Genomic DNA, 19,365 nt, shown 5'->3' with positions numbered 1-19,365 from the left:
GGTCGGGAAGGATTCGTAATGAACGGGATGCATCATGCCCGGCGTTGAAGGGTTCGTGCCAGCGCGGCTGCGCATGGCGCGCGGCGCGCGCGCACTTCGACAGAAGGAACTGGCCGAGCTTGTCGAGCGGGCCGACACGACGATCTCGAAGTGGGAGAGCGACGATCACGATCAGAAGCCCGACCCTGCCGTTCTGCCACGTCTCGCGGAGGTGCTCGGAGTCGAGGTGAGCTGGTTCTTCAAGCCGGTCGACCGAGCGAAAGGCGCTGCCTTCTTCCGCTCGATGAAGTCGGAACTGGGGCGCATGCGGGACAAGGCCGAGGCGAAGCTCGGTTTTGTCGAGGCGATCGACAATGCGGTGAGCGAGCACGTCGAACTGCCGACGGTCGATGTTCCGGACCTGATCGGCAATCGCGATTTCCGGACGCTGCGGATCGCGGACATCGAGCATTATGCGCGCGCACTGCGCGAACATTGGTCGCTCGGCGAGGAGCCTATAGAGGACCTTCTGCTGGTGATCGAGAACGCCGGCATCGTCGTTGCCCAGGACGAGATCGGTTCGGCCAAGCTCGACGGGGTTTCGCGTTGGGCCGAGAATGGCCGACCCTACATTCTTCTAGCGCGGGATAAGAACGTCGGTGTGCGCCGCCGGTTCGATGCTGGTCACGAACTCGGGCACGTCGTCCTGCATCGCCGAGTCAGTCCTCAAAACCTGGCTGAACATTTCACACTCATCGAAGAACAGGCCATGGCCTTCGCCGGCGCCTTCCTGCTGCCCGAGTCCTCGTTCGGCGACGACGTCTACTCGCTTTCGCTGGAGGCGCTGCTCAGCATCAAGCCCAAGTGGAAAGTCGCCGTCGCCGCAATGATCAAGCGCCTGGCCGCAATGGAACGCATCACGCCCGAATACGAGCGGCGACTCTGGCAGTATTACAGCTATCGGCGCTGGCGCGGGTTTGAGCCCCTGGACGGCGAGTTGCCGGTTGAGCAGCCTCATAATCTTGCTGCGTCGATTGAGATGATCCTCGATGAGGGCATCGTCAGTCGCTCCGACCTCGTTCGAGAGATCGGACTCAGCGCTGCGGACATCGCGAACCTGAGCGGACTTTCAGAGGAATATCTCTCTCCCGCGCCGCCGAACTTGGTGCGACTGAAACCGTCGATGCGCGTCGTTAGCGCGCGTACGGACGGGGATGCTGAAGTCGTGTCATTGAGCGATCGGCGCAAACCTTAGTTAGCTTCGCATCAGTCGTTTGCGCCCACACCAGAAGAAGGTGCCGCGTGCGCCATGCCGGTTGGCAAGCGACCCAGGTCTCTACGCCCGGAAACGGCGTCATCAATGCCACAAGTCAGCCCTTGATAAGATGCGACCAAGCGACCGCCTCGTCCAGCACCGCATGCGCCTCGGCGACCAGCACCCTGTCGCGATGATATTGTCCCTCGGGCCCGCCAACGAACTTCTCGCCGTGATGATAGCTGTTGCGCACACGGCAGAGCCCCTCGACGACCAGACCGTTGACGTTGGTCAGCGGCGTCGGGATTTCGGGCGACCATCGAACAGCCCGACGCGCGTTCACCTTACCTATCTGATGGACGGCCTGAGCCTGTCCATCGCAACGCCCTCCTCGCGCACAACGCACTACCGGTCGCGACGAGCGGTTCGGCGTCCGCGGACAGCCGTCACGCACGCACCAGGCCAGAAGCGTGCAGCTCCGGCTCGAATGCGCGCAAGGCCGTGTCCGGCACCGCCAGAACGAACAGGTCCTTGGCACGCGTCAGCGCAACGTAGCCGATCCGCCCGTCTTCGGTGTCGGTGCCGTCGAGCAAAGCGCGGACGTGCGACTTCTTGGCAACGTAGAGGACGGCATCAATGCTTTCGCCTTTTACCCGGTGCACGGTCGAGGTGCGGAACGAGGGCGCTGCCGCCGCCGTTAGGATCGGGGCTGCGAGCAACGGTGCATTGGGAAGTTGTTTCTTCGCCAGGCGTTGGCCGAGATTTTCGGCGGCCTGTAGCCCAAACTCGGCACCGAGCACCGCGACCAGACCGGTAACGCGCGCCTTCAGCGCGGGGTGCCAGCCGGTATCGGCAATCAAGCTCGCTGCGGGCAGCCCGGACGCAGGATCGCGCACGAACGCCCAGATGCGTTGGCGCAGCCCCCGCATCGTCTCGTCAGCGGGCCGCGCGAGGTCGACCGCAAGCGAACCGTGCTTCGGCGCGAGTAGGCCCGTGAGTCCAAGACAGGTCTGCTGGTACGCGCGCAGGAAGTCGCGACGTTCGCGGCTGATCGCCGCCTCGGCTAGGCAGCGGACGACACCGACTCCCTGCGCGTCCATCTCACCGCGCCACTCGGCAGTCAGATCGTTCGAACGGCACAAGACCGCGCCTTTTGCGGGATCGAGGCCCGCAGCAACGAGCAGACTGCGGAACGAGTCCAGCGCCGCGTCGCGCGACGCGGCCTTGTACGGCATGTAGAAGGCCGAAGGGCGCTCGGTGGTGGCGACCCTGGCCGCGGTGTCGCGCGCGCCGATCAGCCTGTTCGCGACGGAGACGATCCCCGGCAGCGAGCGGTAGTTTACGGTGAGGCTCCGCGCCGCGACGCCTGCGCGGTCGCCATAAGCTTTGAGGAACGCGCCCTTGGCGCGCGCGAAGTCGAAGATGCCCTGATGTGGATCCCCGATCAGCGACACCTGCGAACCCGCCCCGATTAGCAGTTCGAGGACCGCTTGATGCTCAGGCCCAATATCCTGGGCCTCGTCGACAAGGATATGGGGATAGCGGCGCGCGAGCGCGCGCAGGACGAAGGGCTTTTCGCGCAGCACGCGCAGGACCCAATAGCGCCCGGCATTATGGGTATAGGCACCGGTCTTGCCAAGGCTGGCGACCGCGGGTGCGGCCCAGTTAGCCGGGAGCTCTGCCTTGTTCTTGCCGATCAAAAATTTGAAGTTTGCGCCGTCGCAGGCGAAATCGATCTCGGTGGTCGGCCTCGGCCGGCTGCCGTCCCATACGGTGAAGCTGTTCAGAAACGGTTCGGCGCCATCGACCAGAAACGGCGCGCGCGCGCATTTCATGACGCGGTGGCCGTGTGGACGGAGGATGTTGGTGGTGATGAACCCGTCCATCGTGTCGATCTCGACGGTGGCAGAGCGGCCGATCACCGGCAGGTCGCGCAGAAGGGACGCATATTCCTTGCTGAACGTGTCGACCGCGACGTTCGAAAAGGACAGCAAGGCAACGATACCCCTGCCCTCGTAAAGCCGGCGCATCGCGGCGAGCCGGTGGACAGCGGTGCGCGTCTTGCCGCTGCCCGCGCAGGCCGAGACCGCGAGCGGGCCAAGCGGCAGCGCGACGATTCCGGCCTGTTCGTCCGACAGCAACGCGGTCATTGGCAGACATGCTCGATCGCGTCGCGGATATAGGCCGGCGCGGTGATCGCGAGCTTGTTGTCCTGGATCTGCGATGCCAACGCCTGCGCGAAGCGACCCTTCGACACGTTACCGTTGTCGCGCTCGAACATGCCCCTGAACAGGACCTTCGCCTTTTCGGCCTCGCCAACCGCAGCGCCGACCTCGGCCGCGAGATCTTCGGCAATTTGAGGATGAAGGTCTTTGAGCGCCGCCAACATCGTTGGGCGGTTTCCAGCGATGAGCGCGAGATCATATTCGAAGGTTTTTTGGCCGTGGAACACCTTCACCAAGCTGTCCTGCAACGCCAGCATTGATTGCGCGGTGGCCGAGGGTTCGATGACGTCGGCGAGCGTGGGATAGAGCGCCACCGTGTCGTACTTCACTTTCTCACCTGGCTTGGTTCCAGGCTTAGGAACCTTGATGCTCGGATCGGCATCGGTGAGGACCGCGACAGGGATGGCGATGGCCTTGTCGCCGAACAGCGGCATGAAGCAGTCGAAGTTCAGCCCCTCCACGCTGATCAGGCTGACCCCGTGGTCGCGTAAGTCGTGCCCGAGGACGTTCGCCAGCACGCTGACGAGCAGCAATTCGGCGGCGCCTTCGACGAACAGCGCGCGTCGCGCGAAGAAAAGCTCTGCTCGGGTGACATCGAGATAGCGGGCGAGCTTCTCGCGCTTGCCCTTGCCGAACGGCACGGTGCGGGGGTGGAAGGCGGTCGCGGTGCCGCCCGCTTCGACCAGGCAGACGACCGAGTCGAGATCGGCGATGCTGGCGAAGTTCGGCGAGTGACTGGTGACAAACACCTGGACCGCATGTTCGCCCGTCGTGCTCGAATCAATCTCGGCAAGATAGCGCAGCAGAACGGCCTGAAGCTGGGGATGGAGGTGCGCCTCGGGCTCCTCGACAATTAGGCTGCGAAAGGCGGCGTCGGCATTCTTAGCGAGTTCGCTTAGCACCACCGCCATGTAGATTAGATTGTTGTAGCCGAGGCCGTTGCGCTCGATCTCGAACGTGTCGACGACGAGCGACAGGCGCGCTGCGAGCTTGCTGAAATCGGTCCCGGCGAGCCCGACTTCGACCGCCTGGGCAAGCTTTGGACCTAACATTGCGCCGTGCCGGCTGGTGATCGCTGCGTGCGTATCCATGATCGGCTTATGGCCACGCAGTGTAACGTCGAGCTGGCGGAGTGCCGTCGCGATCGCGACCTTGCCGGCATCGTCGGATAGGAGATGCAGCAGCCGCGACAACTGGCTGTTGCGGCTGGGCCGCAGGCCGAGCTCGGCATCGCGCAGTGGCTGGAGATAGACGCTCCGCAGGTTCTCTAGCATCGCGGAGGTCATCGCGATTTCGTTGAAGTCGCCGCACCAGCGCCGCGGCTTAAGGCGACCGGACTTATCGGCATCGCCGTAGGTCACACCCATCACGGCTTCGATTGTCCCGTCTTCACGCTCCCGCAGTGCATGGATGAAGTCGGCCTCGTCATCCAGACTGAGCCCGCGGAAGACATATTCGAAGAGTATCTCGCCGGATGCCGTGCCCCCCTTGGGTAGATGGATGTCGTCCAGCGTGAAGCGAGGATAGGGATCGTCGACGCCAGCGAGCAGCGCGCGCAGGCCGTCGACCACCGCAGTCTTGCCGATATTGTTGGGCCCGACGATAACGTTGAGGCCGGGCCGGAAGAGCAAGGTCGCCTCGGCAATACGCCTGAAATTCTTGATCGTCAGCTGCGCCAGATGCATGCTCTTCACCCCCGATTGGCGAACTTCCCCGGATTCTCGCCAATAGGAACGGACATGACGAGCACCGCACCACCCCCATTACCGCTTATTGCTCCTTAGTGGCTCAGGATTCTTGTCGCAAAGTCAGATCAAAAGTAGCAGCTAACCGCCTAGGCAAGGCCGGTTTTGCCAAAAGCAGACTTTCGTCTTCAGGCCCGCGGACGGCGGGAATGTCCCAAACCCATTTGACGAACCGGTGTGGCCGTTTGACAGATGAAAGGCAGGTTTGAGGGATCCGAATCAACCTACCGGATGGCGCCTTTGGCGGCGGCACTTGCCACGCTACTGGTGCCGATCGCACGGGCAGCACTCGACCAGCTCAAGAGGTTCAGCGTCTTCGATGTGAGCGGCGGCTCTTGCTGAAACCCGTCATTCGTGTCGCGCAGATCAGCCGGTCGGCTTTGCGCCCGTACGTTCAACGACTCAGGGCATTAGACCTGCGAGAGGCGCGAATACCTCCCCGGTCTCGGCGGCGCGGCGCACCTTAAGCGCCAGCAGCCGATCGATGCCGATACAGCGGTCCAGCGCATCGTACAGATCCTTGCCCTCAACACCGATCACGCGTTTGCCGCGACCGAACGCTCGGAGTCCCTCTTCAGTGAAGCCGCCAAAGCTGATGAACACCCCACGCGCCCAAGACGCTTTCTGCTCCACCTTGCCGTGGAAGGTGTGGAGTTCAGCAACGCCGACCTTGCGGTTGAGCCACTTCGCTTCGACCAGGTAGGTCTCGTTCCCGAGTTCGAAGCTGCCGTCGATTTGCTCGCCGTCGAGGCGGAAGGGCTCGCGCGCTTTCAGACGGAAGCCGTCGAAGAGTTCGGTGAGGAAACGCTCGAAGTCATAGCCTCGGCGATGCGGCTCAAGATCACGAATGGCGATCAGCCGGTCTCGCAGCCGTGCGAAATCGATCGCATCGAGCATCGGCGCCGGCACGACGTTGTCTGGCGTGAGCGGAGCGGTGCCTTCGAGCCTGGCGATTAATCCGGCGACCTGAGCGGCTGCCCGAGGCATCGGATCCGGCGTGCCGGGCCCACGGAGCGCCTCACGTTGCTCCCAGAGGACGCGCAGTGTCCGCGCTGCCGTCCCGTCGTCCACTTGGCCCAGAAAGCAGCGCAACCGCTTAGCCTTGGAGGACCCATCGACGGCGTATTGAGGGGCGTCAATGTCGATATCGAGCTCCCGCACAAAGAACTCGGCGAAGGTCCGGTTCGAGAAATCGAGCACATAGCCCTTCTCGCCGCCGCGGAAGACCTCGTCGATCAGCCCAAGCTCGATCGAGCGCAGGCTGCTCATCGCCGCTTCGCCTTTGATGGGCGCGCTCTGTCAGCGGCGCGAATGACCCTGAGCACCGCAGGGTGCACGTCGCCGGCCTCCTCGTCGGTCGGCTCGGTTGCCCATTTCTCGTTGAAACGCAGCAGCTGATTGTTGCGCCACGCGTGCATCTGGTAGCCCTCCGTCTTCAGCCGTGCCTCGATCGATGCCGGCACAGAGAGGTGCTCGGGCAGGACATAGGCGAAGATCAGCTTGGGCCAGCCGTCCAGGTGCTTGATCGCATAGCCGGTGGAGCGCGGCGACAGGACGCACTTCTTCTCGCCCCATCCGGATCGGTAGCTCCGCAGGAGCGAGTCATAGGTGAGGATCTTGATCTTCTGATCCTCCTCGATGCTAGCGATACGATCGCGCTGTGCCTGGCTGAAATCCTTTCCGGTCGACCGACCGATGACTAGGACTCGGCGCAGTTCGATGCGATTCCGCGCCATCGGGGGCGGGACGAGCAGCGGCAGAAGACGCTCGCGCACTTCCGCTTGATGTTGCTCCCAATGGTCGCGCCATACGGCGGTTTGGGCGAGCGCCTCATTGAATTCCGACGAGTTGCCAACGTGCTTGCTGCTGGAGGTGAAAAGCGGCTTGCTGGCACGCTCGATTTCGACGAGCACGAAGGTCCATCGGTCGGATGATTTGGTGAGATAGGCAAAGTCAGCCGTCCGGCCGCCGATCGGGAACTTCGCAATCACGCAGTTCATGTGAAGGCGGTGATTGAGCAGCCAAGGGCTGGTGTCGAGCAGCTCGGTGTGCTGTTCCAAAAAAGCCTGAACGTCGTTCTCGTCTTTGTCCGCGTCGTCGAGAAGCTGCTCGAACGCGGAGGCTAGCGCTTCGTTGGGCACTTCTCGCATGATGACCGTTATCTCTTGTCCAAGTTGTTGGCGGGGGCGACGGGCCGCTGTTCGGGGCATGGATCCTATAAGAACTTTTCCGCAACATCGCGGCGGCCGGTGGGGTCCGCATGCGTGATCTTGTCTTCCTTTGGGTAGTGGAACCCAGTGACGTAAAGGTCGTGCTTGCCGATTTCGATGCGGATGGACAATTCCATACCGTCGCTCCAGGTGTCCCGAATGGCCGCCATGCAGGTCTCGCCGCGCAGCTCGAATTCGAATGAGGGGCTCTCCCCATCCCAAGCATCTATCGCGCTTCGGAGGAGTGTCCGGGCAACGGCATCGCGCTTCTTGGGTGATAGCATGTCGAGCGAGTATTCGAGGACGGGGCCGAACATGCCGCTGGCGTTCATTGCCTCGAGGATTTTGCGCATGTGAAGGCCGGCATGCTGGTTCACAAAGAGCGACGATCGCGAGCCGTGCGGCTTGCCGAGAATATGGGAGCGGATGTTCCACCAAGTCTCCGCCACTTGAGCACCGTTGGCAGAGGCCGCGGCACGCTGCACGAACCAGGCGATCGCGTCTCGGCTGCGGATGGTGCCATCGGCCTCCAGTTCGACGTTCATGGCGACGACGACGACCGGGTGGGCATCGTTCGCGTAAAGCGGTGTGTCGAGCCTGCGCGCATATAAGTCTGGTATCTTCCCTACCGAGGCCACGATCTTATCGGCTCTTTCGCGCGAATAGGGGCAGGTCACGAAGCCGCGGACGAACTGCCGCGTGTGGTCGATGCCTTTATAGGCTTCGAGCTGTTCTATGCTGGAGATGTGCTCACCAGCCTTCCGTGCGGCCGCGGTAAGGATGGGATGCCAGTCGGGATAGCGGTCAACCGCGTTGCCAAGCTCATGGATCAGCTCATTGACCTGGGCGCGACCGGCGTCCTGATCTGCGAGGTTCTTGGTGAGATAGGCGATTGCCTCGGCGTTCTGCTGGGCGGCGACGGTAGGCGAGCGGAACTCCATAGGGTTGGCCCTTCACGCAGAATCATTGTTTGACGTAACTATATCATTTTACGTAAAATGGCAATACCACGCTTACCGGATAGAGCGATCTTCCGCGGGAGGAGTCGATGGCGAATGATAAGGATGATGAGTAACGGGTCTGCCGCGGCTGTGTCGGCGAGGACTTCCTTCGCGGGCTGATCGATCAAGACGGCGTCGTAGCGGAGTGCGCGTTCTGCGGTGCCGAGGAGGAAGCGACGATTACGGTCGAGGAGCTAGCAGACCATGTCGAAGGCGCATTCGACCGCCATTTCGAACGTACGTCGCCCGATCCCGATATGTTCGAGGAAATGCTGATCCGCGACCGCGAGATCAGTTTTGAGTGGTACCGTCATGGCGAACCGGTGCTCTACGCGATAGCCGATGCTGCCTCGATCAGCGAGGAGCTTGCTCAAGCCGTACTCGACATCCTTGAGGAACGACACGCGGATCTCGAAGCGGCGCAGATGGGCGACGAATGCGAGTTCGGAGGCGACAGCCACTATGAGTCGAAGGGGGTCGACGATCGCGAGATCGCGGCAGAGTGGCACGAGCTGGAACGCTCGCTGAAGGTCGAGGCGCGCTACTTCAATCCTGCCGCCGAGGCCCTGATGGGTTGCCTGTTCGACGAAGTCGACGGGCAGGTCACGCGGGATGGCAAGCCGGTGATCGTGACCGCCGGCCCCGATCACGAGATCAAGACCTTCTTCCGGGCACGGGCGTTCCATCAAGACACCGAGCTGGACGACGCGCTATTGCGGCCGGACCTTCACCTAGGACCCCCGCCGGCCACGAAAGCGAGAGCCGGGCGGATGAACGCCCATGGCATTGCGGCTTTCTATGGCGCATCCGATCCCGAGGTGGCGCTCGCCGAGGTGCGGCCGCCGGTCGGCAGCAGGGCCGTCATAGGCGAGTTCGAGTTGTTGAGGGACGTGCGTCTCCTGGACGTAACGGCGCTGCAGTCGCTGTATGTCGAGGGCAGCCTGTTCGAGCCTGACTATGAGAGGCGCCTTGCGCTCGCGAAATTCATGGCGCGGCTGAGCGACCGGATCACGACGCCAGTGATGCCGGACGACGAGCCGACCGAGTATCTGATCACGCAGATGATTGCCGGCTATCTTGCGCGGCGACCCGCGCCGGGCCTGGACGGCATCCTCTTCCGTTCGGTCCAGCAGCCGGGCGATCAGCGCAATGTCGTGCTTTTTCATCATGCGTCCCGCGTCGATCCTTTGGACGTTCCCGATGGGACCGAGTTGTCGGTGCACCAGTTCTCGACGAGTGAGGACGGACCTGAGCGCGACTACGCCGTCTTTGAAGAGGTGCCGCCGAAGCCGGAAAAGGCTGAGGAAGAGGCCGACGATCTCGGCTTGGGTGACTGGGCGCGATTTCGACCGCACGAGCTTCGCTTCGATCCGAACGCTGACGGCCGCGAAGCCTATCTGCGTGTGCGCAAGGATGGGCTGCGGGTTATTGGAAACGCGGAGAGACGGACCTCGAATGGGTAGAGGGTGTACGTGCCGACCGAGCCCGCACATGGGATACTTCGGAGGAATAATCGTTGGCTGTCAACCGGCGCGGGATCTTGACCCCCGAGTGGAGTGGGCCCTTTGGGTCGGACACGCGGAATGAGATTGTTTGACCCTGGTGTCGGGCTCCTGGAGAAGAGCCTATGTCGAGACAACACCGATCCCACAGCCTCGAGTTCAAGCGGCAGGTCGTCCAGGAGTACCTCGGGGGTGAGACGCTTCATGGGCTCTCGAAGCGCCATGACATTTCCCGCCAGCTGGTCCGTGTCTGGATCGAGAAGTACGAAGCAGGAGCCTTCGACGACGATGCCCACGCGGCCGACCTGATCCAGCAGTACGAGGCGCGGATCGCCGCACTCGAACGCCTGGTCGGCAAGCAGGCGCTCGAGCTTGAGTTTCTAAAAGGGGCTGCTCGCAGCACACAGCGCGCGAGAAGCGCGCCTACATCCGCGATCGCCGGCCCAGCGGTATATCCATCGAGCGGGGCTGCCAGCTGATGAAGATCGCCCGCTCGACCTACTACCGCGAGCCGCCGCCAAGCCTTTCCGAGGCTGAACTGCTCGACGCGATCAAGGCGATCTGCGATGAGTTCGAGGCTTATGGCTGGCGCCGCGTGTCAGTGGGCGTGTAATTCTCCGCGAAAGTGGGCTTTGAAAATTCCCTGATTGTTGGACGTGGTTGCCCAATGCGCCGGGGTTAACCCCGGCGCATTGGGCAACGCCAAAATCGGCGCGATGACCTCCTGTGGGAGGCGGCGCCGATGATCCGACTTGGAGAAGCCATGATGATACTGGAGTTGCACCGGCAGGGGCTGTCGGTGACGGCGATTGCGCGCCGAACGGGGCGCGATCCCAAGACCGTGCGCAAATAAATCGAGCGCGGCGTGGAGGTGCCGGCGTACGGCCCGCGCAAATTGGGTCGGCCTTGCAAGATCGCGCCCTACATGGATTTCCTGCGCGAACGGGTGACGGCGTTCCCCGATCTGACGGCCTCGCGACTGACCCGCGAGATCAGGGAGATGGGCTATTCCGGCGCCTATACGGCGGTGAAGCGCTATCTGGCGGCGATCCGCCCCGAGCACGATCCCAAGCCCTACGAGGTTCGCTTCGAGACCAGGGCCGGCGTTCAGGGCCAGGTCGACTTCGCCCGCTTCGTCGTCGAGTTTACCGACGAACCGGGGGTGGTACGCATCGTCTGGCTGTTCAGCCTGGTGCTCGGCTACTCGCGCTTCCTGTTCGCCCGCTATGTCCTGCACCAGGACCTGCAGACGCTGCTGCGCTGTCACATGCAGGCCTTCGAGGCGCTGGGCGGCGTGCCGATCGAGATTCTCTACGACCGCATGAAGACGGCGGTGACCGGGGAGGATGACCAGGGGCACATCGTCTACAATCGTTCGCTGCTGGGGCTGGCAAGGCACTACCGCTTCCAGCCCAGAGCTTGCCGTCCCTACCGCGCCAAGACGAAGGGCAAGGTCGAACGGCCCTTCCGCTATATCCGGGAGGACTTCTTCCTCGGGCGATCCTTCCGCAACATGGAGGATCTCAACGCCCAGCTCATCGACTGGCTCGACACCGTCGCCAATGCGCGGGTGCACGGTACGACCCAGCGCGTGGTGGCCGAGGCCTTCGCCGAAGAACAGGAAGAGTTGCAGCGCCTGCCCGAGCACCGCTTCAATGCGGTCCTGAAGCTCGAGCGGCGGGTCAGCCACGACGGGCTCGTGGCCGTCGGCGGCAATTATTACAGCGTTCCCGACCGAACGCGCCGGGTCGTCGAGATCGAGCAGCTGCCGGATCTGGTCCGCATCATCGACCGCGGCATCGTCGTTGCCGAACACCCCGTGCTCGAAGGGCGCCGACAATATCGTATCGACCGGCACCATCGCATGGGACGACCCACGTCGCGACCACAGGATCGGCCGATGACGGTAGGACGGATCGGCGACCATGTGCCGCTGCGCTCGCTGGCGGTCTACGAGGCCATCGGCGCGAGCCTCGCCATGGAGAGCCGGCCATGAACGGCGTGGCACCATCGGCGCGCGTCGACTCCATCCGCCGGAGCCTGGTCAGCCTCAAGATGCCTCGCGCGCTCGAAATCCTCGACGCGACCCTGCGGCGTATCGAGCAGGGACAGATCGACGGAATCGAGGCGCTCGACGAGCTGCTGGGCGAAGAGCTGTCGCTGCGCGAGAACCGGCGGATCAAGGCGGCCCTGCGCATGGCCCGGCTGCCGGTCGTCAAAACGCTGGCCGGCTACGACTTCTCGTTCCAGCCATCGCTCGATCGCAACCGCATCCTGGCGCTCGCCGGCCTGGACTTCATCGAACGCGCCGAAGTTGTCCATCTGCTGGGCCCGCCCGGCACCGGCAAGAGCCACATTGCCACGGCACTTGCGGTCGAGGCGGTGCGCGCCGGCAAAGCGGTCTACTTCATCCCGCTCGCCGATCTGATTGCTCAACTCACCAAAGCCGAGCGTGAAGGCATGCTCAGGGAGAAGATCCGCTTCCTCGCCAGGACATCGCTGCTCGTCGTCGACGAGATCGGGTACCTGCCGGTCACGCCGGGCGGCGCCAACCTGTTCTTCCAGCTCGTCAACGCCCGATACGAAAAGGGCGCCATGATCCTCACCTCCAACCGGGGCTTCGCCGAATGGGGCGACGTCTTCGGCGATCCCGTCGTCGCCACCGCACTGCTCGACAGGCTGCTGCACCATGCCGTCGTGATCCAGATCGAGGGCTCCAGCTACCGCATGCGCGAGCACGCCGCGCTCGTCCCCGAAAACGTGCGCAACGGCGCCGCGTTCAATCCGCCGCAAAAACGCCGCGGACGACCACCGACGAAAGGAAAATCCGATCACGAATACGGCTGATCACCGCAACACACCCAAACCACCAACATAGGGAATTTTAAGTGCCCACATCTGCGGAAACTTCGGTGCCCATTGACACCGCGTGCGCGCGGCCCTCCGACACCAGGGCATCGTTGCCAACCACAAGCGCATCCGTCGCCTGATGCGCGAGCATGATCTGCAGCCGCGCCGTCGGCGGCGCTATATCGCCACCACTGACAGCGCTCATGACCTGCCGACTTTCCCGGATCTGGCCAAGGCACTCGTACTGACCGGCCCTGATCAACTCTGGGTTGCCGATCTCACCTATGTCGCGATCACGGGCGGCTTTGCTTACGTCGCCATCATCCTGGATGCCTGGTCACGCAAGGTGGTCGGCTACGCGATCGGCCGCTCGATCGACGCCCGCCTCGCCATGGCGGCGCTCAAGGTCGCCCTTGAGAGCCGCAGGCCACCGCCCGGTCTCATTCACCATTCGGACCGCGGATCGCAATACGCGGCTCGAGCCTACCGCGAGATCCTGACAGCACACGAGGTTGCTGGATCGATGAGCCGGCGCGGCAATCCGTACGACAACGCAAAGGCGGAAAGCTTCATGAAGACGCTCAAGGTCGAGGCCGTCTACCCGATGGCGTTCGAAACTTTCGAGGACGTAACCGCCTCACTTCCGCGCTTCATCGATCACGTGTACAACCAACGTCGCCTGCATTCCGCACTGGACTACCTCAGCCCCGCGCAGTTCGAGGAGCATCACGCCCGCGCCATGGTCAAATCAGCTGCATAACCTCTGTCCGACCCAAAGGGCCCACTCCAAACAGGGTCAATATTGCAGGCCGATTCACAGTCCGCTTTTGTGTACGGCTGTATCGCGGCTTGATATGCTGCCATCCGGGTTCTGAGGCAGACTTCCGACGATCCGGTCTGCAACCGATGGATATTCACCAACGTCGGCCAGCGAAAATTCCAGACACATCCCCGGATTGGAGAGCGTTACCGCCGTTATGATATCGGTGCGGGCGTTACAGCTGTCATGCTAGCAGGCTTGACGTGCTGCGCGAACGTCGACCTCGACACTCGCGCCGAAGACATCCACCGCCGTGCCCCACCTGAGGCGCCGCTCCAGCGCCGCCCTCAGGAATTCCGCCATCGGCACCGCCTGACGCCACTGACCATGGTCAACACGGTCTGCGCGGGTCATGCGCCTACCGGCATGCGGCAGAAGCGCGATGAAACCTTCGGACAGGCTACCGCCCACGCAGACAGCAGGGAGATCGTGCAGGACGGGGAAGCGTGGCTGGCGTAGAAGCCAGAGCCCCCTGATACCTGCGCTCTGATATTGCCGTTGTCGTCTCATTGTCTCGTCGTCGGTCTGTCCGGACCACTGGATCTCGACAGCGACGCGCGCCTTACCCCGTGTCGCAAGGACGTCAGCCCTCCACTGCGCGCCGTCGGAGCAGATACCGCAAACCTCGGTCTCGGCATGCCAGCCCGCCGCCCGCGCGGCCTCGACCGCCAGAAGCTTCAGGTGACGGTGCTCCTCACTTTCGTCACCAGTGGTGCACGCTCCGGTACGTTTGTGCGAGAAAAACCGCGTCCCGCGCGCGGACTGCTTGAGAACAACCTCTGCCAGGCAGCACGTCATGCGCAAATGGCGCTTCTGCCGGTTCCTGTCCGGAGCGCCTGCCACGCGGCCTCATCGAGGTCGAACGCCTGAATACGTGTGCCATGCGGGTCCCAGACAGCTGAGCGGCATCGTCCGGTCTCCTGCCCGGCCTCAGGCCCTGTCCTGACGGGCCCGGACCACCGAGAGGAAGTCGGACACATCCATCAGCCAGCCCTTTTGGGCAGGCCGGAAGGTTCCGTGCAGACGGCGCGGAACGACGAGCCGGAGCTGCTTGGCCTGCATTTCCTCAGTCTGGTTTTCGGAGATGCCCGGTTCGAGGGTCAGCAAATGCTTTTCCTCGATGCGGACGGCTTCCGACAGGACCTGTCGCCAGCGGTCTTTCAGCGTCGACTTTGCGCCGAGCATGGTCAGGTGTGCGGCCGGGAATGCTGAATCGCGGTATTCTGCCTGTCCTGGGAACAGGAAGTCGGGCCTGTTGCGGTTTTCGGTTTCGGCGCCACGCGCATGGCGGATGCCCTGCGCGGTAAAAACAGCCTCGAGGTGGTTCTCGAGCGCCTGCCCTGCGCGCGCCTTGCGGCGGTTCTGCACGCTAAGCGAGAAAGACAGGAACCCGTCGACGTCGGCGCCGTCTGCGGCACGGAAGCCGTCGCTGATCCGCGCCGCGACGATCCGTCTTTCAAGGCGGCGGAAGAGCTGCTCTTCCCGGTCCATCCATTCGATCAGCGCCCGGTCCGGATCATCGGCGGCCGAGACATCCGGAAGCGAAGTGCGGGCGAGCTGCGAGAAAATGCGGGTTGTCGGAAAGGTGAACCCGAAGCCGTCAATGAGCCCGTCCAGAATATCGGCCTCGGGCTCGTCCGGCTCGATCCCGAGTTCGTCGAGAATGTAGCGTGCGGCAAAATCGAGCTCGGCATTGTGCGCCGGATCGATCTCCTGGAACGTGAAGCTGAACTCCGGCTGCGCCTCGAGACCGAAAAGCCACAGCAGCTGGTTCTGGATCGTGCTGCCTGAAGGTACAATGATTACCATGGCGGAGCCGTCGCGGCAGAGGGCAAGAAAGAAGACGTCACCGGCCTCCATCATCCCCGTAACCTCATTGGCCGGATAGTAGAGCCTGTGCTCGCTGCGTGTCGGATGTTTGCGGCGGGCGTCGTACCAGCTCACCATCCCGTCGACGCTCACTGCTTCCTGTTCCTGCCCAAGCCAGATGAAGCGGGCACGAATGTTCCTGCGATCATCATCCCCGAGCAGGCGGCGCAGCGGTGCTGCACCGTTGAACTCATGCTGGTTGGACGTCGCAGGCGTCGTCTCCACGGCGCTCAGCCGCTTGACCACGACACCTTCGAAAAAATCCGAGAGCTGTCCCCGCCTCATGCCTCTCTCCCCCTGATCTCCAGCCGGGGCCGGTCCGATCCGAGCCAGTCTGCACAGGCAAGGATCACCGCGTCCAGAGGCAGCCGCGCCCTGCCCTTCAGCGCACACTCCCAGACGACGCCCTGCCGCCACCCCAGCTCGGCGAGGGCCGCCTCAGCCCGTGCGTCGACCTCCCGGTTGCGCGCGATCTTCGCCTGCCAGAACTCCGGCCGTGTCGAGGGCCATTTGAACAGGTGGCAGTCATGGCCGTGCCAGAAGCAGCCGTGCGCGAGGATGACGGCCCGGTAGCGCGGCAGCACGATGTCGGGTTTGCCGGGGAGCGTGCGGTCATGCAGGCGGAACCGGAAGCCGCGCGCGTGAAGGCCCCAGCGCAGCAGCAGTTCGGGCTTCGTGTTCGTGCCGCGGATGCCCGCCATCATCCGGCTGCGCACGTCAGCCGGAACGACGTCAGCCATGCGCGTAGCGCGGCGCCCGGTCCGGACGGCTCACGGTGACGGCAGCTTGACGTGCGGCTTGCGGCTTCCGCAGCGCCGCCTCGATATGGGGCTTCATGGCGTTTGCGAGGAACTCGACAACGGGCACGACGACGGCGTTCCCGAACTGGCGGTAGGCTTGCGTGTCCGAGACCGCGATCTTCCAGCGTCGCTCGCCGCGGTCGAATCCCATGAGCCGCGCGCACTCGAGCGGGGTCAGGCGCCGTGGCCGGCCGCCGGGCCGGTCGATGAGAATCTCCGAGCCGTCCTTGTAGTAGCGCGCGGAGAGCGTGCGCGTGACGTCGCCGGGGCCGAACAGGCTGTAGCCGAACCCGTTGCCCTTCGCGCTGTGCTTCTCGCGGTAGGCCTGAAGATAGGCCCAGAGCTTCGGGGTCAGCGTGTATTTCGGATCGACAGCTTCGTGCGGCTCAAGGATGCTGCCGAGCTTCGGGCCGCCTTCAGGCAATTTCAGCGCGTTCAGGTCGAACGCAGCCGGCTCGCGGAAGCCAACGATGAAGATGCGCTCGCGCTTCTGCGGCACCCACGGCGCCGAACTGATGACGCGCGCCTGTACGTGGTAGCCGAGTTCCTTCTCGAGCACGTTCATGATCGTCGCGAATGTACGCCCCTTGTCGTGGCGTTCGAGGTTCCTGACGTTCTCCAGAACGAACGCGGCCGGGCGGTGGTGCGCGATGATCTGCGCCGTGTCGAAGAACAGCGTCCCCTGCGTGTCGCACAGAAAGCCGTGCGGACGACCGAGCGCATTCTTCTTGGAAACGCCCGCGATCGAGAAGGGCTGGCAGGGGAAGCCCGCCAGCAGCACGTCATGCCCGGGGACAAGGTCGGGGTCTTCAGCATAGGGCCGGATGTCGCCCGCCACCGGATGGTTGTCGCGGAAGTTGAGCGCGTAGGTCTTCTGCGCGTGCGGGTCCCATTCCGACGTGAACACGCAGTGGCCGCCGATGCCCTGGAAGCCGATTCGCAGGCCGCCAATGCCCGCGAACAGGTCGATAAAGCGGAACGGAACCTCTCCGTCGGTGTCCCTATCTTCCCCGCCCGTGTGCGCAGCATCGCGCAGAACGCGAAGGGCAAGGCGCGACGGACGGCCCGTACCATCGGCGTAGCGGTACGCAGTGCGTTCTGATACCTCGATCAGCGTCGCGGCTTCCCCGAGGGTGAGTCCGGCGCGGGCGCAGAGCCTCGTGAACTCGTTCCGCCGTACCGCCGGTTTGCGCATCGTCGCCCCCATCTGTGTCGATTTACGTCACCCTGGCGGAAAGACTCCCGGACAGCAAGTGTTCTTTTTTTGTTCTTATCAAGCCCGGCCCGTCTGGAACGACTGCGGCGCCAGCATGTGCAGCCTGTCGTCCTCGTGCGGCCAGTACACCATGAAGACGGCATCGCCGGTCTCAAGCCCCTGGCAGCGCAGCTCCACGGGCACGCCGCGGATGATTGGCGTGTCGTTCTCGCGAGCCTGCGCGCGCAACAGCGTTTCCATTTCACGCGGCATCTCGATCCACGCCAGCTGTGCCAACGGCAGGCGCTCGTCGTTGAACGGGTAGTTCCCGTCGGGAAGCATGGGCACGGTGCGCATGACGGCACGATGGCACACCGACGGGCGGCCTGACAAACACGTAAAAACATCGTCCGGCCGCAGCGCGGGAGTCGCCCCCCCGACGGCCGAATCGTCAGCGCCCGTTCGAATGCCGGTCACGATATTTCCGGACCGCTTCGCCCCCGACCGATCGTCCAGTCGATGGCGTCGCCGCGGTCGATGCCCGAGACGGCCTTGCCCACATGCCGTTCGAGCACGGGCCGCCACGGAACCAGCGTAAAATCGCGCGAGCGTCCGATCACCGCAAGGCGGCCGCCCGGTGTCTCGACCGAGCGGCGATAGACGCCGCTTATCTGCGCGCCTTCCCCGGACTCGACAAACTCCAGACCCAGTTCGCGCGCGAGCTGCGATCCGACGCGCAGGATCTCGCGCCGACGCAGTGTTTCGAGAAGGTCGGGCCGATAGATTGTCTCGCCCGCAACCTCTTCGGCAAAGCCGGCGGCGATAAGCCACTGTCGCCGCCGCTCGAGCGCTCCGTTCACGGCATGTCCGAACCCTGCGTCCCGCTCGACATCCGAAACGCCTGCTATGAGCTGCCTGTCGAGCCAGGTCGCGGCGTGCGCGCCGATCAGGCTGCCAAGCGGCTGCGGTGAGAGGACGTCGACCTTGACGGGCATGTCCCTCAGCTTCGCCTTCTCGTACGCCGCAACCCGCTCGATATGATCCGGCGCAATGCTCCAGCTGCCATCCGCCTCGCGCGCGGCACTGCCGATTCTTCGCCGGAGCGCTTCAAGGCGCCGGACGTGCATTTCGGCGAAGGCGCGGCTGGCCGCCGGGTCATGGCGAAGGTGCGCCTCGACGTCGTACCGGCCATCATTCGCAGCCGCGACCCTTGCGACGGTATAATCGACCTCGCGGATGCGGGGCGTTTCAGGCGTGATCCGGACGATGGCACCGTCAGCCCACAATTCAACAGACTCGACCTTGCCGAGTGCAACGTAATGGCTGCGGCCATCGGTGGCCTCGACGATCAGATAATGATGATCCTCGAGCTCGTCGGCGAGCCCGCGTTCGATCACACGGCCGACAAGCGGACGCGCCCCGGGCCCGGCGGGAGCATAGATGAGCTGATCGGCCAGAGCGGGCGCCTCGCCCCGCGCGCTGAACGCGCGCTGCATCGTGCGGATGATATCGCCGCGCTCACCCATCTGCCGCAGTGCCGCTTCAAGGTCAGGAGCGAGCTGCCAGTGCTGTTTCCCCGCGGGCGCTGCAAGCCCCAGGCGTTCGAGCTTGCGAAGACGCCCGATACGGATGGCCCGGTCGAATACATCCTTGCCGCCGGCCTCAAGCCATCCTGCTGCATCGGCATCCCGAAGAAGGGCACGGTCAATGCCCGTCAGGCGTTCCTGCTCCACATCGCGCCGGAGTGACGCGCGCACGTCGCGTGCCAGCCTTGGCCCGAGGTCCAGATCGACAAGCTCGGCGGCACGCTCGCGCATGCCCTGCGAGAGATATTCGCGCGCGATGACGAGATCCTTGCCGCGGACGTCCTTGCCGCGGACGATGATATGCGTGTGCGGATGTCCGGTATTGAAG

General features: G+C 63.8%; 18 protein-coding genes and 1 pseudogene. 7 read left to right on the top strand and 12 right to left on the bottom strand.

The features are described 5' to 3' along the window. Nucleotides 1-34: 34 nt before the first annotated feature. Nucleotides 35-1,234, top strand: a complete 1,200-nt coding sequence (locus H2052_RS03190) for an XRE family transcriptional regulator (protein WP_293778007.1) — start codon at nucleotides 35-37, stop codon at nucleotides 1,232-1,234. A 115-nt stretch (nucleotides 1,235-1,349) separates the two neighbouring features. Here the strand turns inward: H2052_RS03190 and H2052_RS03185 are convergent, their stop codons facing one another. From H2052_RS03185 to H2052_RS03160, 6 genes are all read right to left on the bottom strand, one after another. Continuing rightward, nucleotides 1,350-1,577 (bottom strand): hypothetical protein, encoded by a 228-nt coding sequence (locus H2052_RS03185; protein ID WP_293778004.1) that lies wholly within the window; start codon nucleotides 1,575-1,577, stop codon nucleotides 1,350-1,352. Between the two features lie 103 nt (nucleotides 1,578-1,680). Continuing rightward, nucleotides 1,681-3,384, bottom strand: a complete 1,704-nt coding sequence (locus H2052_RS03180; RefSeq protein ID WP_293778001.1) for an ATP-dependent helicase — start codon at nucleotides 3,382-3,384, stop codon at nucleotides 1,681-1,683. Then, on the bottom strand, nucleotides 3,381-5,144 hold the full coding sequence (locus tag H2052_RS03175) for an ATP-dependent endonuclease (RefSeq protein ID WP_293777999.1): 1,764 nt from the start codon (nucleotides 5,142-5,144) through the stop codon (nucleotides 3,381-3,383). Before H2052_RS03175 ends, H2052_RS03180 begins: the two co-directional genes overlap by 4 nt. A 462-nt stretch (nucleotides 5,145-5,606) precedes the next feature. Then, nucleotides 5,607-6,473: a restriction endonuclease gene (locus H2052_RS03170; protein WP_293777997.1), complete on the bottom strand. Its 867-nt coding sequence runs from the start codon at nucleotides 6,471-6,473 to the stop codon at nucleotides 5,607-5,609. Then, nucleotides 6,470-7,414: a Shedu immune nuclease family protein gene (locus H2052_RS03165; protein WP_293777994.1), complete on the bottom strand. Its 945-nt coding sequence runs from the start codon at nucleotides 7,412-7,414 to the stop codon at nucleotides 6,470-6,472. The genes H2052_RS03170 and H2052_RS03165 overlap by 4 nt, the downstream gene beginning before the upstream one ends. 5 nt (nucleotides 7,415-7,419) lie before the next feature. Further along, nucleotides 7,420-8,355 carry a hypothetical protein gene (locus H2052_RS03160; protein WP_293777992.1) on the bottom strand — a complete coding sequence of 312 codons (936 nt, stop codon included), beginning with the start codon at nucleotides 8,353-8,355 and terminating at the stop codon, nucleotides 7,420-7,422. Between the two features lie 329 nt (nucleotides 8,356-8,684). Between H2052_RS03160 and H2052_RS03155 the strand changes: the two genes are divergently transcribed. The 6 genes and pseudogenes from H2052_RS03155 to H2052_RS03130 all read left to right on the top strand — a co-directional run bounded on the left by H2052_RS03155 (nucleotide 8,685) and on the right by H2052_RS03130 (nucleotide 13,527). Continuing rightward, a complete protein-coding gene (locus H2052_RS03155) occupies nucleotides 8,685-9,878 on the top strand; it encodes an RES family NAD+ phosphorylase (protein ID WP_293777991.1) in 1,194 nt (397 codons plus the stop codon). A 164-nt stretch (nucleotides 9,879-10,042) separates the two neighbouring features. Continuing rightward, nucleotides 10,043-10,396 carry a helix-turn-helix domain-containing protein gene (locus H2052_RS03150; RefSeq protein ID WP_293777989.1) on the top strand — a complete coding sequence of 118 codons (354 nt, stop codon included), beginning with the start codon at nucleotides 10,043-10,045 and terminating at the stop codon, nucleotides 10,394-10,396. Then, nucleotides 10,396-10,530, top strand: a complete 135-nt coding sequence (locus H2052_RS03145; protein WP_293777987.1) for a hypothetical protein — start codon at nucleotides 10,396-10,398, stop codon at nucleotides 10,528-10,530. The genes H2052_RS03150 and H2052_RS03145 overlap by 1 nt, the downstream gene beginning before the upstream one ends. Before the next feature lie 129 nt (nucleotides 10,531-10,659). After that, nucleotides 10,660-11,913: pseudogene (gene istA / locus H2052_RS03140) on the top strand (IS21 family transposase). Then, nucleotides 11,910-12,764 carry an IS21-like element helper ATPase IstB gene (gene istB / locus H2052_RS03135; protein WP_293777985.1) on the top strand — a complete coding sequence of 285 codons (855 nt, stop codon included), beginning with the start codon at nucleotides 11,910-11,912 and terminating at the stop codon, nucleotides 12,762-12,764. Before istA ends, istB begins: the two are co-directional and overlap by 4 nt. Before the next feature lie 82 nt (nucleotides 12,765-12,846). Continuing rightward, nucleotides 12,847-13,527 carry an IS3 family transposase gene (locus H2052_RS03130; protein WP_293777982.1) on the top strand — a complete coding sequence of 227 codons (681 nt, stop codon included), beginning with the start codon at nucleotides 12,847-12,849 and terminating at the stop codon, nucleotides 13,525-13,527. Nucleotides 13,528-13,776: 249 nt separating this feature from the next. Here H2052_RS03130 and H2052_RS03125 read toward each other — a convergent pair whose 3' ends face one another. From H2052_RS03125 to H2052_RS03100, 6 genes are all read right to left on the bottom strand, one after another. Beyond that, the gene (locus H2052_RS03125) at nucleotides 13,777-14,430 is read right to left on the bottom strand and encodes a competence protein CoiA family protein (protein ID WP_293777979.1); all 654 of its coding nucleotides are present in this window, start codon (nucleotides 14,428-14,430) and stop codon (nucleotides 13,777-13,779) included. Nucleotides 14,431-14,517: 87 nt separating this feature from the next. Beyond that, nucleotides 14,518-15,741, bottom strand: a complete 1,224-nt coding sequence (locus H2052_RS03120; RefSeq protein WP_293777976.1) for a type II restriction endonuclease — start codon at nucleotides 15,739-15,741, stop codon at nucleotides 14,518-14,520. Next, on the bottom strand, nucleotides 15,738-16,196 hold the full coding sequence (locus tag H2052_RS03115; protein ID WP_293777973.1) for a very short patch repair endonuclease: 459 nt from the start codon (nucleotides 16,194-16,196) through the stop codon (nucleotides 15,738-15,740). Before H2052_RS03115 ends, H2052_RS03120 begins: the two co-directional genes overlap by 4 nt. Beyond that, nucleotides 16,189-17,451: a DNA (cytosine-5-)-methyltransferase gene (dcm, locus tag H2052_RS03110; protein ID WP_293777971.1), complete on the bottom strand. Its 1,263-nt coding sequence runs from the start codon at nucleotides 17,449-17,451 to the stop codon at nucleotides 16,189-16,191. The genes H2052_RS03115 and dcm overlap by 8 nt, the downstream gene beginning before the upstream one ends. Nucleotides 17,452-17,529: 78 nt before the next feature. Beyond that, a complete protein-coding gene (locus tag H2052_RS03105; protein WP_293777968.1) occupies nucleotides 17,530-17,808 on the bottom strand; it encodes a hypothetical protein in 279 nt (92 codons plus the stop codon). A gap of 116 nt (nucleotides 17,809-17,924) precedes the next feature. Then, on the bottom strand, nucleotides 17,925-19,365 hold a 1,441-nt coding region (locus tag H2052_RS03100; RefSeq protein WP_293777965.1), incomplete at its 5' end, for a DUF3363 domain-containing protein.

The organism is Sphingosinicella sp., from assembly GCF_013911755.1.
In the GTDB taxonomy this organism is placed as follows: Bacteria; Pseudomonadota; Alphaproteobacteria; order Sphingomonadales; family Sphingomonadaceae; genus Sphingosinicella.
The sequence above is the reverse complement of the archived record's forward strand: the minus strand, read 5'-3'. Positions and strand labels throughout refer to the sequence as shown.

Coding starts and splice junctions, on each gene's coding strand:
- H2052_RS03145 (WP_293777987.1), top strand. CDS start 10,396: ATGAAGATCGCCCGCTCGACCTACTACCGCGAGCCGCCGCCAAGCCTT.
- H2052_RS03155 (WP_293777991.1), top strand. CDS start 8,685: ATGCTGATCCGCGACCGCGAGATCAGTTTTGAGTGGTACCGTCATGGC.
- H2052_RS03180 (WP_293778001.1), bottom strand. CDS start 3,384: ATGACCGCGTTGCTGTCGGACGAACAGGCCGGAATCGTCGCGCTGCCG.
- H2052_RS03165 (WP_293777994.1), bottom strand. CDS start 7,414: ATGCCCCGAACAGCGGCCCGTCGCCCCCGCCAACAACTTGGACAAGAG.
- H2052_RS03115 (WP_293777973.1), bottom strand. CDS start 16,196: ATGGCTGACGTCGTTCCGGCTGACGTGCGCAGCCGGATGATGGCGGGC.
- H2052_RS03150 (WP_293777989.1), top strand. CDS start 10,043: ATGTCGAGACAACACCGATCCCACAGCCTCGAGTTCAAGCGGCAGGTC.
- H2052_RS03175 (WP_293777999.1), bottom strand. CDS start 5,144: ATGCATCTGGCGCAGCTGACGATCAAGAATTTCAGGCGTATTGCCGAG.
- H2052_RS03170 (WP_293777997.1), bottom strand. CDS start 6,473: ATGAGCAGCCTGCGCTCGATCGAGCTTGGGCTGATCGACGAGGTCTTC.
- H2052_RS03120 (WP_293777976.1), bottom strand. CDS start 15,741: ATGAGGCGGGGACAGCTCTCGGATTTTTTCGAAGGTGTCGTGGTCAAG.
- istB (WP_293777985.1), top strand. CDS start 11,910: ATGAACGGCGTGGCACCATCGGCGCGCGTCGACTCCATCCGCCGGAGC.
- H2052_RS03190 (WP_293778007.1), top strand. CDS start 35: ATGCCCGGCGTTGAAGGGTTCGTGCCAGCGCGGCTGCGCATGGCGCGC.
- H2052_RS03160 (WP_293777992.1), bottom strand. CDS start 8,355: ATGGAGTTCCGCTCGCCTACCGTCGCCGCCCAGCAGAACGCCGAGGCA.
- dcm (WP_293777971.1), bottom strand. CDS start 17,451: ATGCGCAAACCGGCGGTACGGCGGAACGAGTTCACGAGGCTCTGCGCC.
- H2052_RS03105 (WP_293777968.1), bottom strand. CDS start 17,808: ATGCGCACCGTGCCCATGCTTCCCGACGGGAACTACCCGTTCAACGAC.